The organism is Luteibacter sp. 1214, from assembly GCF_031455395.1.
Taxonomy (GTDB): Bacteria; Pseudomonadota; Gammaproteobacteria; order Xanthomonadales; family Rhodanobacteraceae; genus Luteibacter; species Luteibacter mycovicinus.
On record NZ_JAVDSQ010000007.1, the window covers coordinates 104,684 to 119,150 of the forward strand.

The following is a 14,467-nucleotide window of genomic DNA, read 5'->3' on the forward strand; positions in this document are numbered from 1 at the left end:
GGTGATCCATATGCATCCGAAAACCGCTAGTAGGTAAAGACATCGACGCTCCGCAAGTTGAGCGCGTCCATAACAAGCGGGTCAGCGATGGAGTAGCAGTGCGCGACGATGGTGTCGCCCTCCTTGTTAAGCCACTTTCGAATCGTACCTGGGCTTCTGCCAGCGAAATTTTTGGTTCGGATTTTCAGGCCGGCGCCCTGAAATTCGAAGGAAGTTTTAGCTGCCGCGAAGTTGTCTTCCGGTTGAAAACGGCTGTCATCATGGACCCTGATTCCATTTTTATAGTTGTCCCCGAGCGCGTCTCCGTGACCGCCATCCAGCATGCGTATTTTATGAGGGCCCTTTTGCGCTGCTCTTTGTTTCGCGACCACGCGTAACCGGTCGGCGACGATTGAGCCGGTCGTCATGGTGTCCGTGACATGAACAGTGCCCCCAGCGGCGTTCGTAAATGAGAACCAGCGGGGGGTGATGTTTATTTTGGCCGGATCGACAGGCATGATCCGGTTCGGTATTTGAGCACTTACTGCGGGCGCGCCCACGTAGTGGTTAACCTTTCTCCCCGAGGGATGGACGGCCTCAATCAAGCCTGAGTCGGTAGTTCCTGGATGAAGGGTGGTCGCTGTCACGGTCGGTGTTCGCCCGGTCGCCCCTTGCGTCGCTGACCGCCGGGCGCCCACGAATCTCCCACGCGGCGCTCCCATTTTTGGTGCTGCCGACATCGCACCCGACGCCAGCCCCGTTCCGAACGCTATCCATCCCAGGATGCCGGCGGTCTGTTCATCGCCGGTCGCCGCCGAGGCCAGGGCGCCGACCTCCACGGCCACGGACGTGACCTCGAGTACCGCGGCGGCAGCCATGACCATCATGGTCGGTGTCGATACCGCCGCGGTAAGGCTTCCGGCGGCGGCCGCGGCGACGACGCCGAGCAGGGCGCCGCCGGTCGCAACCACCGCGACGGCGGCACCGATGGCGCCCAGCGCGAGGCCGAGCCAGTCCCACCACGCGCTCCCCGTGGGATCGATGCGGTTGATCGGATCGCCCGCGCAATAGGCGTAGCGATTGACGCCGCCCGCGCCGAAGGGGCTCGCGCGGTCGGGGCTGAGGAAACGCCGCAGTGCTGGCGAATACGGGCGCTCACCCAGCAGATACCAGCCGGTATTTGCGTCGCAGACCTCCCCGGCGAAACCGGACCGCGCCGCGTCGGACGTCGCTTTGCGATCGCCGTAGGCCCCGTAGGTACGCGTCGCGACGGCATCGCCGGCCTCGAGAATCACCGAACCCTGCGGGTCGTTACCCAGCAGCCATGTCCTGCGCAGGTCACGGCTGAGGACGGACTCGGCGACGACCGTGCCGCCGGAACGCAGGAAACGCCTCTGCTCTTCGTCGTCGAATTCGCCGTAAAGTTGTCCGTCGTCGTAATAGCGGAGGGTGCTGCGTTCCTGCCGGACGACCTGTCCTATCCGGCCGTCGGGACCGTAGGCGTAGTCGGTGCGAACGTTGCTGGCCGATGTGACCGAGGCGAGCCGACTCGCCGCATCCCACGTCAGCACATTGCCCAGCCCGTCTTCGATCACGTTGCCGTTGTCGTCGTAGCGGACGACCAGCGGGGTGCCGTAGCCCGGGTAACTCGCGAGGCTGCTTTCCACGCTGACGAGGCGGTCGAGGTCGATGGCGTCGTAGCCGTAGGCGGTCCGGTTGAAGCGGCCATCGACAAGCGTGGTCTCGACGCTGCGCAGATTGTCGATGCTGTCGTAGTCGAAGCGTTGCGTGCGATAGGCATGACCTGCTTCGTCGACGGGATATTCCCCGTCGATGGCGTCGATAGTGTGGACGACGAGCCGGCCCCGGGTGTCGTATTCCATGCTTTCTTCGCGCAGGGGCGACACATCGTCGTTACCGAACCACCGCTTGCCGGTCACCTTGCCGTCCCTGCGCCACTCCAGGACCAGTTTCCGCCGTGTGCGCTTGCCGGCGCGCTCGGCCAGCCAGGTAGTGCCGGCCACACGGCCGAGATCGTCGTATTCAAGGCTCTCGGTCACCGACCCGCCCGCGTCGGTCGTCGCGGTGCGTGAGGTCGGGCGTGAAAGACCGTCGTAGGCAAAGGTCACATCGACGAGCCCAAGACCTTCTTTTGTCACGTGCTCGAGGCGCTCGGTACGCCCGCATTTGTCATAGTGAAAAACCTGGGTGGCTCCGTCGATCCCGCTTTTGACCAGTTCGACCCCACACGGTGAAACGATCACTTCGCTCGAGCGGGACGTGTCGCCCATGGTCACCGTCTGCTTGGTCATCCGGCCCAGGTAGTCGGTCTCAATCCCCATCTCGCCGCTGTCGCTCTTGATCGACTTAGGCATGCCGCCGATCGGATGGTAGGCAGCCGTTCTCAGCACGACCGGCGGGTCGGATGCGAGCGTTTCCGTCACTACCGCTTCGTTGAGCCAGGGATCGTAAGTCCGGCGGATCTCGCCGCCTGCGGGCAAGTGCTCGCTGGCGGCGTTGAACTGGTCGGGCCCGTAGTCGTAACGTCGCGTCAGGCTGCCGGAGGTTTCGCTGAGGAGACGGCCCAGGCCGTCCCAGTCCTGGCGGCCGAGGCGCAGGGCAGGGGCCCCGTCCGCGGGCGTCAAGGACATGCTGGTCGGTAGTGCCTCTTCGTGCCCGGCCGCGAAGGTGTACGCGACCGCCGTTCCGTCGGGGAGCGTCACCTCGGTCAACCGTCCGAGAACGTCCCAGTGCTGCGCCGTCACCAGGCCCAGCGGATCGACGATCTCGATGCAACGACCCAGGCCGTCGTAGCGCCATTGGGTCATGGCCACTTCGCGGGCCGCGCCTTCGTCGTCCCAGATACCGGATGCCGCCCGCCGTTGTCGGCCGGCCGCGTCGGTGTCGGTCGACTGCCAGCCACCGATGCGCCGTTCATCGGCCTCCTGCCACGCTGTCGTGCGGGTGACGACCTCACCGTTCACCTCGACGAGAGCCGTTTCGCTCCGGGCATGACTTCCGTCCGGTGCCGTCCGGTCGCTGCATCGGCCCCAGTCGTCGTACTTGAATTCCGTGCGAAGCCGTAGTGGCGCATCGCTCGCCAGACGATCGTAAAGGACCTCGGCCAGCACCTGACCGAAGTGGTCGTAACTCACCTCGCGGACGGTCATCATGCTCCCGTCGGGCAGCGGCTCTTCCTCGGTGGTGACCCGTCCCTGTTCGTCCAGCCTCGTCCGGTGTGGCAGGCCGGTCACTCCCCTGCGTTGCACCCAGCGGCTGGTCGTCGACACATGGTATTGCCACTCGCTTGTGATCACTTCCTGTTCCCGACCGCGTGCGCGGCTTTGTGTTTTCGGCCGGGAGAGGTTGTCGTAGATGGTGTAGGTGTGATTGCCCAGCGCGTCCATGCTGCCCCGCAGCTGACCGCCGACAAGGGCGACCTCTTCTTCCGTGGTACTGGTCACGCCGTCAAAGGTGGTTTCGGTGACCGTTGTGACGATGGTCTGCCTGCCTGTGTCGGTTCGGTATGTGAACTCGCGGGTCAGGGTCAGGCCGTCCTGCGTGCGCGATTCCTTCGACAACGCGCCGTGACGATCGCTGTGATCCAGGATGAAATGCTGCTCGCTGCGGGTCAGCGGGTCGTCGCGGTCTTTTTCAACGAGGGTTTCCTCGCAAGCCTGCACGTAGAACGTCGGCGCGCGAGGGGATGCCACGGCGCGCGCTGCGCCGGCCGCGACCCGTACAGGCACGTCACGGTACCGGTAACGCGTCGTGAGCACCGGACCGCCGCCCGGTCCCGGCTCGACGGTTTCGCTCTTCAGCCGATACGCCAGTCCGAGCGGATCCGGTGGGCAGAGACCGCTCTCACCGCCCAGGGGGAAATACGCCGAGCGCTCCACGATACCGGTGGCGCCGTCCCGGTGCGCGATCAGGTTGCCGTCGTCATCGTAGGTGTTATCGGCGATGGTCACCTGTTTTACGGTCGGGTTGCGCTTGTCGTACAGCGTGGTAGTGATCGAATGCGGTAGCTGGAAGCTCGTCTTCTGTCGGACGAACGGGACGCCGCGCTCCTCGCCATAGACCGTCTTCACCTCCTGGACCACCGTGCCCCGGGTCGTGGTTTCGCGGACGATCAGATGGAAATGGTTGTAGGTGCGTTCGATCGTGCAAAGCGTGTCGCCGTTACTGGCGACCTGGGTTTCCCGCGACCCGTATACGAATCCTTCGGCGTCGCCGTGGTGCAGCAACTGATCGTTTCGGTTTTCCCATGCCGTGACCAGGGGATGGCCGAGGTAATTGTTGGCACCATGCGTGTTGTAGGCATACCGGCTGGTTTGCAGCACCGTCGTGCGATTGGCGTCGAGTACGCGGCGGCGTTCGGCGACGGCGGGCATGTAGCGTCGCCCCGCCCCCGGTGGAAGCTGAATGGACTCCTCCGCATACTCCACGACATCGAGGATGCCATCGGGCGATGTGACCGAACGCAGCAGTGCGAGATAGGGCGGTTCCAGGCTGTTCTTATAACCGAAAGCCCACACGGCTTCTTCTTCGTCGCGAACGGGCTCAGCGTTGAGTTCCGTGAGCGCGGGGATGCGAACGCGCTGCAAGGTGTCGCCCACGCGCGAAAAATGCAGTTCCACCGGCGCTGTCAGCCCGGTGAAGATGGTCAGGTGGATGTTGCCGCGATCCGGGTAGGAGAGTATGAGCAAGGGCTGACCCTCGTCATCCACGACCCGTGTCAGAACAGGCGTGCCGTGTGGCCCGCTTTCCCATGTCAGGTGAATGGCGTCGCCACTGGGGTTGACGATACGCTGGGGACGCAGACTACTGGAAGAGCCGGCGGCGGGGGCGAGATATTCGATGACACCCGTGGCGTGCTCGAGTACCGCGGTACTGTTATCGCCAGCGGTGAGCCGAAAGCTCTTTAGCTTACGGTCGGGAAAGCCCGAAGGAGTGCCGGGGGACAGACGGTCGAAACGGTGACTGTCGCCGCTGCCGAGCACCAGCATGCCGATGTCGCGTTCCAGCCGGGTGACACCCAGATGCCAGCCCGTGCCGAAACCATCATCATTGCTGCTCAGCGCATCGTGGTTCAGGCGGAACTCGAACGAGGGACCGCGTAGCTGGTTGCCCTTGCCGGTGGTCAGATCGATGCCTGCCGAGTACATCCCGGTGCGAGGATCGACGTCACCACTGACGTGACTGTAGAAGCTGAAGGCACCGGAGTAGAAGTCGTCATTGGCGAGGGCGCCTTGTGTTTCGGGAGACCGACCGGTCATGAGCGTGCACTCCTTCGCGTCAGAGGAACCTCAGTTGATCGCGCGTTCCCGTGACGAATCCGAGTCGGCACGTATGCTTGTTGCCGTACATGTCGGTCACCTCTATGTCCACCGGGCCACGCGGCACGAGCTCGTCGTCGGCTTGCGGCACATCGTCGCCGCTGGGTTGCGGGATATCGATGCGTCCACAAAGCATGATGACCCCATGATCGGGATACACCTTATCGAGCAGTGGAAGCGGCTGGCCTCCCAGAGGTACTCTGTCGTCCCAGTGAATTTCGCTTTCTCCCGGACTTGCATAGCCGGTGAAACACGGGTTCTCCGTGAAAGGGAGTTCGTTTTTCCAGTGGATCATTCCCGCCGGGCTGCAACGCATGGACCTGATGGTCGGCCCAGGCGAGGCGGCGGGCTGCAGGAACAGCAGGTGGACCTCATTGAAGATGCCCTCCCGCGAGGACCCGGTCCCACGGGTATCGGACGGGCCGAGGCGGAACTCGGCTGGCGTATAAACGGGTGGGGTCACGGCTCGGACCAGCTTGTCCGCACCCGTGTCGAGTCTGCTGTTGTACGGGCCTTCCTGGCCGTCCGGGTCCAACACGTAGCCATCGGTCCGATACGTCCACTTGTTGTCGCCGGTAACGCGGAAAGCGAGTGCAAGAGGCGCGCGCAAGGCGTCGGCCGCCGCATCGACGTAGAATTCCAGGTAGTCCCCGCCCGCGAATGTCGTGTCGGGTCGGCGACCAAGACCGGGGTGAGGCTCGTAGCCTCGGAAATCGCGTTGTGCTGACCAGCCCCGATGTCGCTCGCCGCCATCTTCCGAGATGGGGATTTCGACTTCCGGCTTCGCGTAATCGATCAGGCGTACGCTGTCCTTTTCGCTCTGCGTCAGCTTCACCGGTTCGAAATTGTACTCGGCCTCGATGTAGAGACGGACGTAGGCTTGTTGCCGGCCGTTGGTGTAGACAAGGCTGTCGACATGGAGCGAAACCCGGGCGATTCTCCAGCTGTCATCCGCGGCGTTGGGTGTCTGCGCGTTCATTGCTACTCCCTTTGCAATTCAATCCCTGGTGGTCGCGTCATACGGTAACGAGCGAGTGCCTTGTCACAGTTGACGGCTTACTGGCCGTGTTGTCGATATGGCATGGGTTGTAAGCCTGCCCGGCGCTTAACCGGCAGGATCGATGCAAGTCGCCGTCGGCATGGCGTCAGTGGTATCCACGGAGCGCGAGGTACACCCTCACACGGCGTAGAGGGTGATTGAAAAGATGTTGAACCGCTTCATCAGGTGCCGGTCGGCGCCGCTGAAGCAGTACGCGTTGATGATGTGTGCATCTTTCATGTTCCAGTACTTTTCGACTTCGGATTTCGACATCCCCGATATATCGACGACCGAGATGTTGCTCTGGTTTTTTCTCGAGTAAAGCGACATTCTCGGTATGCTGGCTCTGTCGTGCAAAAAAAATTTCTTTTCCCTCCAGAGGCGCCAGCCGGCGAGCCAGTTGAATCCCGCGAAGTCGCCATGGACTCCGGTCAATACGATGATTTTCTTCGAGTCGTTCAGTTTGCCGATGTCCCGTATGACGCCATCGACGAGGTCGTCGCCATCAATGGGGGTGTCGTTGAAATGCACGATGCCACCGTTGCCGTTCGGTCTGCTCGACCATCGAGGTACGACTTCAGGGCGTCCTTTATAGCCCCTCCGGATGACTCGACCGTCAGGCAGCTGGCCCCTGGGTCCTTTTTTTGCGTGGTGAAGCGTGACCGAGCGTCCACCGTAATCGAATTGAAAGGTCCAGTGCCCGGCGCCGCTTCTTCGCCATGTGGGGAGAGGCAAGCGACGTGCGCCTGGCGCTCCCGCGGCATGCTTCGTGCCGACAAATCGAGTCGCGGCACGTCCCGCCGCAGGTCCCACGGACATTGCGCCGGAGGCCACGCCGGTGCCGAAGGCGACCCAGCCCAGAATGGAGGCGGTTTCCTCGTCGCCGGCGGCGACCGCGGCGAGCGAGGCGATCTCGACAGCGGCCGAGGTAACCTCCAGGATCGTGGCGGTGGCCATGACGACCATCGTTGGGGTGGACACGGCTGCGGTGAGGCTTCCGGCGGCGGCGGCTCCGACCACGCCTAGCAGTGCGCCGCCGGTGGCGACGGTGGCTACGACCGCGCCGATGATACCCAGGGCCGCGCCCAGCCAGTCCCACCAGGCGTTGCCACCGGGATCGATCCGGTTGACCGGATCGCCCGCGCAATAGGCGTAGCGATTGAGGCCGCCGGCGCCGAAGGGGCTGGCCCGGTCGGGGCAGAGGAAGCGTTGCAGCCTGGGCGAATACGGTCGGTCGCCGAGCATGTACCCGTCGATGTCATCGTCGCGGGCTTCGCCCGCGAAGCCGGTGCGCGCACCGTCGTCGGTCGTATCCCGATAGCCAAACGCGCCATAGGTACGCATCGTCGTCGCGTTCGCGCCGCTTTCGACGATGGCCGAGCCTTGCGGATCGCTGCCGACGAGCCAGGTGGTGCGCAGGGCACCCGCGAGCACGCTCTCGGCGACCACGGTACCTCCGGCACGCAGGTAGCGACGTTGATCCGTGTCGTTGAACTCGCCATAGACCAGGCCGTCGTCGAAGTACCGGTAGGTGGTTTGCCCCGCCCGTCGTATCCGCCCGATCCGGGCGTCAGGCCCATAGCCGTAGTCGGTCCGGACGCCGTCGGCCTGGCGTACGCCGATCAGCCGGTCGGCGCCATCCCAGTCGATGCTGCGCCCCATGCCATCGTCGACGAGGTGACCGTTGGCGTCGTAGCCAAGGCGGAGCGCCGTGCCGTATCCGGGATACCCGGCGAGCGTGCTGTGGACACCGACCAGACGATCGCGGTCGATCGTGTCGTAAGCGTAACCGGTGCGGTTGACGCGTCCGTCGACGAGCGTGGTCTCCACCGCAAGCAGGTTGTCGATGTCGTCGTGAGTGAAACGTTGGGTGCGATACGCGTTGCCTGCCTCGTCGACCGGGTATTCACCGGCGAGGGCCATGGCGATGGTATGGGTCTCGAGCCGGCCCCGGAGGTCATAGTCCATGGTTTCCTCGCGCAGCAGTCGATCCTCGGCGTCGTACCACCGTCGGCCCGCCAGTTTGTCGTCGTCGCGCCAGTGCAGGGTGAGCGCTCGTCGCGTCGCTCCGGCCTTGTTGTCGATGAGCCAGGTCGTGCCCGACACGCGGCCGCGTCCGTCGTAGGTCACGCGCTCGGTCAGCGAGCCGCGGGCATCGGCGATCGTGCACGTCGACGGTCGTGACAGTGCGTCGTAGTCGAAGGTGATTCCGACGATCCGCAGGTCGTCGTCGGCAAGGTGGTCCACGCGGACGACGCGCCCCAGATCGTCGTAGACGGACACCCGACGCACGCCGTCGACGCCGGTCCTGGCCAGCTCCAGGCCACCCGGGGATACCTCGACGTTGCAGAAACGCGTGGAGTCGTCCATGCGTATGTCCTGTCCGGTCATGCGACCGAGATAGTCAGTCCGGATGTCCATGACGCCGATGTCGCTGCTGAGCGACACCGGCACGCCGACGCGTGGATGGTAATTGGCCTTTTTCAGCGGCACGGGTGGATCGGTCAGGAGCGTTTCGGTCAGCAGGGCCTCGTTGAGCCAGGGTTCGTAGGTACGCTGGATCTCGCCGCCGGCTGGCAGGTACTCCCGCTCGGGGTTGAACTGACCCGGCACATAGGCATACCGACGGGTCAGGCTGCCGGCGGTTTCGTGGGTGAGCCGACCCCATCCGTCCCAGTACCGGCTGCCCAGCGGGATCGTATCGCCGCCCCCGGCAGGTACGAGGCCGATCGTGGCGAGCAATTCACCCTCGTGCCCGGGAGCATAGGTGCGCCGGACGACCGCGCCATCGGGCAGCGTGGTGTCGAGCTGGCGGTCGAAGGCATCCCAGCTTTGCCCGGTGATCCGGCCGAGCGCGTCGACCGTCCGGACACAGCGGCCCAGGCCGTCATACCGCCATTGCGCGAAGGGCCCCTCGACGGCGTTGCCGAGCCCGTCCCACTCGCCGACCTGGCTACGGCGTTGCCGCCCGGCGGCGTCGGTGTCGGTCGACTGCCAGCCACCTATGCGCTCGCCGTTCGCTTCCCGCCACACGGTTGTCCGGGTGAATACCTCGCCGTCGAGCCGGACCAGTACGGTCTCGCTCCGGACATGACTGCCATCGGGGGATGTCACCCTGGCGCACTGGCCCCAGTCGTCGTAGGCGTAGCACGTGGTCAGCTTCAGCGTCCTGTCGTCCGCGAGGCGATCGAAACGTGTCTCCCCGGCGACCTCGCCGAGGGGATCGTAGGTCAGCGTGCGCACCGTCACCAGCTGACCGTCGGCCAGCGGTTCGTCTTCTCTGACGACGCGCCCCAGCTCGTCCAGCCACGACCTGTGCGGCAGGTCGGTGGTGCCGATGCGCTCAACCCAGCGCTCCCGCGTCGACAGCTGGAACCGCCAGCGCGTCACCGAGAATTCGTTGGACCTGTCCCGGTATCGGAGCGCTTCGGTCATGCGTCCCAGCCGGTCGTAGCGGAAGTTCGTGTAGATGCCGTTGCCTTCCATGTTGCTCACAACGAAGCCGCTGAGCAGCATGCGGGTTTCCCGCTCGATCTGGACGATGCCGTCGTGTGTGGTCCGCTTCGTCTGGGTGGTCAGCGTCCTCATGGCCGTGTCGAGTTCATAGCTGTAGTCGACGCGTGCCATCAGGTTGTCCTGAACGCGCGTTTCCCAGAGGATTGCGCCATGCTGTTCGCCCTGGTCGACAATGAACGCCTGCTCGCTTTCCCATAGCGGCTCGGCGACGCCCTCGATATGCACGGCTTCGGCGCACGCTTGCACGTAGACCTCTGGCGTGTACGCCGGCACGGCGTTCGTTCGGCGGACGGGCAGCGCCGTATACCGGTATCGCGTGATCAGCGTGGGGCCGGCGCCCGGCCCAGGTATCGCGACCTCGCTCGCGATCCGGCGCGTGAGCCGTAAGGGATCGGGTGGACAACGGTCGCCGTCGCCGTCGAGCGGGTAATACTCGAATCGCTCCGTAACGCCCGTGCCATCGTCATGACGGTAAACGACGTCGCCTTCGGTGTCGTAACGGCTTTCGACAGCGACGGTCCGGCGGACGTCATCGTGGCGCGCGTCGTAAAGCGTGGTGACGACCTTGTGCGGCAGCTGAAAGCTTTTGGGCTGGCGCGCGAACGGCTCGCCCGGGACCTCGCCGTATTCCGTGGCAACGTCCTGCACCACATGGCCCCGGGTGGTCACCTCGTTTACTAACAGGTGGAAATGGTTATAGGTGCGCTCGATGGTACACAGGGCAACGCCATGATCGTCCAGTTGCGTTTCCTTCGAGCCGTAAAAGAAGGAACTGGCAGCGCCATGGTGCAGTAGCTGGTCGTTACGGTTCTCCCATACCGACACCAGCCCGAAGCCGTAAAAATTTTTGTCGCCATGCACGTCGTAGGTGTAGCGACTGGTCTGCAACACGCGGCTGCGATCGGCGTCGAGCACGCGGCTGCGTTCGGAGACAGCGGGCATGTAAGTCATGGGTGCGCCTGTCGGCAGGCGCAGCGCGGTTTCCGTATATTCCACCTGATCGCGTACGCCATCGGGCGAGGTCACCGCGGCGAGCAGGGGCAGGTAGGGCGGATCGAGACTGTTGCGATACTCGAACGCCCAGACCGGCTCTTCCTCCTCACGGACAGGCGTCGCGTTCAACTCCATGAGTGCGGGAATGCGAACGCGATCCAGCTGGCTGCCTGTGCGCTCGAAGTTCATCTCCAGCGGCGCCGATGGTCCGGTGGCGATAACGAGCTGGACGCGCGAGGGATCCGGATAGATCAGACGAAGCAGGTCGACACCATCGTCGTCGACGACCCGGGACAGTACGGGCGTGCCGTTGGGTCCGAGTAGCCAGAGGAAATGGATGGCGTTGCCGCCAGGATTGACGATATGGGCGGGACGCAGGACCGACGGGCGGTCGTCCAGTGGCCTGAGGTACTCCACCACGCCGGTCGCGTGTTCGAGCACCGCGGAGCCGTCCCAGGCCGGGGTCAGCCGGAAACTGTCGAGTTTGCGGTCGGGAAAGGTGGCCTCATGCCCAGGGTAATACCATTCGATGCGGTGACTGTCGCCGCTGCCCAGCGTCAGTATGCCGCTGTCCGTATCGAGCTCGGTGATGGCCAGCCGCCAGCCGACACCGAAGCCATCGTCGTTCATGCCGAGCGCGTCGTAGTGGAGACGAAATTCGAAGTGCGGGCCGCGCAGGAGGTTGCCCTTACCGGTGGGCAGATCGATCGCGGCCGAGTACATGCCGGTGCGGGGATCGACATCCCCGCTGACATGGCTGTAGAAGCTGAAGGCGCTGGAGTAGAAGTCACCGCTGGCGAACGGCGAGGCACCGCGGTTGGTTCCGTTCCTTTCCTGCATGACGAGACTTCCTGTTGAACGTGCCGCGCAAGTGCCGAGCGTGCCGCCGCGCTTTCAGCTGACCTTCAACGTGTCGCGCTCGCCGGCGACGAACCCGATATGGCAATGTTGTTCGCTGCCGTAGGTATCGCGCAACGTCACCTCGACGGGCTCCTGCGGCGCGCCGCCATGGTCGGCGCGCCGGATGTCGTTCCGGCCACACAGCATGATCGTTCCCTTGCCGGGTATGGCGACGCTGAGTGTCGGCCTCGGGAGGCTGCCCACAGGTACCTTGTCATCCCATGTGATCGCGGTGCTGCCCGGCTCGGCATAGCCCGTGTAGCATGGGTTGTGGGTGTCCGGACGCTCATCGATCCAGTGGATCATCCCCGCCCGCTCACATTTCATGCTGCGCAACTCCACGACGCGCCCACCGTTGACGATGGACACGGTGACGATGTCGTCGAAAATGGTGACATCGGGCGCGTCGCGGTGTCGGTAGCCCGCCCGTCTGTCGAGGACGAATTCCGAAGTCGCGTAAACGATCGGCGGCTCGGCGCGAACGGCCTTATCCGGTCCGGTGTCGTAAAGGGTGTTGAATGCGCCTTCGTCACTGCCGGGCTCGAAGACATAACCGTCCGTGCGATACCGCCAGCCATTATCCCCGGTGATGGTGAAGCCAAGCATCAGTGGGCCGGTCAATGCTTCGGCGTCAGCCGAAAGGTAGAGTTCGACGTAATCGCCTCCGGCGCTGGGCGTGGAAGGCGAATGGCCGTTCCGCGCGGCGGCCGGGTGATAGGCATATTTATTGTAGACGCGCTGTGCCGACCAGCCTTTCCAGGCCGTGGCACGAGCCTGCGTCGAGAACGGTATGGCGTTCCGCGGCGAGTTGTAATCGATGAGACTGACGCTCGCTATTTCGGTCGGGGTCAGGGGCACGGGATTGCCGTTGTTTTTTGCCTCGATATAGGCGCGAACACGCACCTGCTGGTGCTCGTTGGCATAGAGCAGATCGTGATCGACGTAGAGGGCGACACGGGTGACTTTCCAGTCGGGAGCAGCGGTGGTCGAGGTGGCTTTGCTGCGTTTCATGGCACATCCTTGTGCAGAGCTGCGTGCTTCGGTCACATTCAACGATCTGGCCCTCCTGATGTCGATAGGACGTGTGTCGTAGGCGCATGCGGCACCTAATCGGCAGGTGGGGCGCACATCGTTCTTCCGATACGGTGTTTCGGTGTGGGCGTGCGGGCGCTTTCGCTGGAAGGGCGGCCTCAGGTATCCTGACGAATGTTGGCCCCGTAGCTCAGCTGGATAGAGCGTCCCCCTCCTAAGGGGAAGGTCGCCCGTTCGAATCGGGCCGGGGTCACCATCATTCTCAGCGCCCCCGGAGTTCCCCATGAGCCGTTCCTTCGACGCCATCATCGTGGGGGCCGGTCAGGCCGGACCCGCGCTCGCCGCCCGCCTGACCGCCGCCGGCAAGACCGTCGCCATCATCGAACGGCATCTGGTCGGCGGAACCTGCGTCAATACCGGCTGCAAACCGACCAAGACCCTCGTCGCCAGCGCCTATGCCGCGCATCTGGCGCGTCGCGGTGCCGAATATGGCGTGGGCGTGGGCGTGGGCCAGGTCAGCATCGACATGCCGGTGGTCGCGGCACGGGCGCGCAGGGTGATCATGGACTCGCGCAAAGGCAACGAGGACTGGCTGGCCTCCATGCCGGGGCTCGAGCTCATCCGTGGGCACGCACGTTTCGTCGGGCCGCGCCGGATCGAGGTCAACGGTGAAACCCTCGAAGCGCCCCAGGTTTTCCTCAACGTCGGCGGTCGGGCAAGGGTGCCTGACTTCCCCGGTCTGGACGAGGTGGACTACCTGACCAACAGCACGATCATCCCGCTGGAATCGCTGCCGAGCCATCTGGTCGTGGTCGGCGGCAGCTACATCGGTCTGGAGTTCGCGCAGATGTACCGTCGCTTCGGTTGCGAGGTGACAGTCGTCGAGATGGGCCCGCGGTTGATCGGTCGCGAAGACGAAGACGTTTCTGCTGAAGTCCGGTCGTTCCTGGAGGACGAAGGCATCACGGTGCGCACGGGCGCATGCTGCATCACCGTGCATAAGGACCCCGCCGGCGTGCGCGTGGGCGTCGACTGTTCGGAAGGCGCGCCTCAGGTCGTCGGCAGCCACGTGCTGCTCGCCGTGGGTCGTCGCCCCAACACCGACGATCTCGGTCTCGATGCGGCGGGCATCGCAACGGATAAGCACGGCTACATCGAGGTCGACGATCACCTGAAAACCAGCGCCGACGGCGTCTGGGCGATGGGCGACTGCAATGGCAAGGGCGCCTTTACCCACACGGCATGGAACGATTACGAGATCGTCGCCGCGAATCTGCTTGACGGGGAAGAGCGCAAGGTCAGCGACCGCATCCCCGGATATGCTCTCTACGTCGATCCGCCGCTGGGTCGGGTGGGTATGACGGAGACGCAGGCCCGTCAGTCGGGCCGGCCCTTGCTGGTGTCGAAACGCATGATGACCCGCGTCGGGCGTGCCGTGGAGAAGGGCGAAACGCGTGGCTTCATGAAGATGGTCGCCGATGCGGAAACGAAGCAGATCCTTGGCGCGGCGATCCTCGGCGTCGGCGGGGATGAGGTGGTGCACGGTGTGCTGGACATGATGAATGCGAAGGCGGACATCGGTACCTATCAGTGGGCCGTGCCGATTCATCCGACGGTGTCGGAATTGATTCCGACCCTGATCGGGGATCTCAAGGCGGCGGACTGAGGC

The 14,467-nt window shown here is 64.2% G+C and carries 5 protein-coding genes and 1 tRNA gene; 2 read left to right on the forward strand and 4 right to left on the reverse strand.

Features of this window, described 5'->3' with window-relative positions; all coding sequences use genetic code 11:
• Window positions 1-26: 26 nt before the first annotated feature.
• The 4 genes from J2X57_RS15770 to J2X57_RS15785 form a co-directional block, all read right to left on the reverse strand.
• Complete coding sequence (locus J2X57_RS15770; RefSeq protein ID WP_309868579.1) at window positions 27-4,988, reverse strand: RHS repeat-associated core domain-containing protein; 4,962 nt, start codon at window positions 4,986-4,988, stop codon at window positions 27-29.
• 289 nt (window positions 4,989-5,277) lie between these two features.
• Window positions 5,278-6,297 carry a hypothetical protein gene (locus J2X57_RS15775; RefSeq protein WP_309868581.1) on the reverse strand — a complete coding sequence of 340 codons (1,020 nt, stop codon included), beginning with the start codon at window positions 6,295-6,297 and terminating at the stop codon, window positions 5,278-5,280.
• A 198-nt stretch (window positions 6,298-6,495) separates the two neighbouring features.
• Window positions 6,496-11,706, reverse strand: a complete 5,211-nt coding sequence (locus J2X57_RS15780) for an RHS repeat-associated core domain-containing protein (protein WP_309868583.1) — start codon at window positions 11,704-11,706, stop codon at window positions 6,496-6,498.
• Window positions 11,707-11,760: 54 nt separating this feature from the next.
• Complete coding sequence (locus tag J2X57_RS15785) at window positions 11,761-12,777, reverse strand: hypothetical protein (RefSeq protein ID WP_309868585.1); 1,017 nt, start codon at window positions 12,775-12,777, stop codon at window positions 11,761-11,763.
• Window positions 12,778-12,977: 200 nt separating this feature from the next.
• On the opposite strand from J2X57_RS15785, the gene J2X57_RS15790 reads away from it, so the two are divergent.
• Together J2X57_RS15790 and J2X57_RS15795 are read left to right on the forward strand one after the other, a co-directional pair.
• Window positions 12,978-13,054 (forward strand) — tRNA-Arg (locus tag J2X57_RS15790).
• Window positions 13,055-13,081: 27 nt separating this feature from the next.
• Window positions 13,082-14,464 carry an FAD-containing oxidoreductase gene (locus tag J2X57_RS15795; protein ID WP_309868587.1) on the forward strand — a complete coding sequence of 461 codons (1,383 nt, stop codon included), beginning with the start codon at window positions 13,082-13,084 and terminating at the stop codon, window positions 14,462-14,464.
• The last annotated feature ends 3 nt before the right edge of the window (window positions 14,465-14,467 follow it).

What these genes read in the sequence shown, in the direction of transcription:
- J2X57_RS15780 (WP_309868583.1), bottom strand. Translation starts at nt 11,706, where the DNA reads ATGCAGGAAAGGAACGGAACCAACCGCGGTGCCTCGCCGTTCGCCAGC.
- J2X57_RS15795 (WP_309868587.1), top strand. Translation starts at nt 13,082, where the DNA reads ATGAGCCGTTCCTTCGACGCCATCATCGTGGGGGCCGGTCAGGCCGGA.
- J2X57_RS15770 (WP_309868579.1), bottom strand. Translation starts at nt 4,988, where the DNA reads ATGCTGGTGCTCGGCAGCGGCGACAGTCACCGTTTCGACCGTCTGTCC.
- J2X57_RS15775 (WP_309868581.1), bottom strand. Translation starts at nt 6,297, where the DNA reads ATGAACGCGCAGACACCCAACGCCGCGGATGACAGCTGGAGAATCGCC.
- J2X57_RS15785 (WP_309868585.1), bottom strand. Translation starts at nt 12,777, where the DNA reads ATGAAACGCAGCAAAGCCACCTCGACCACCGCTGCTCCCGACTGGAAA.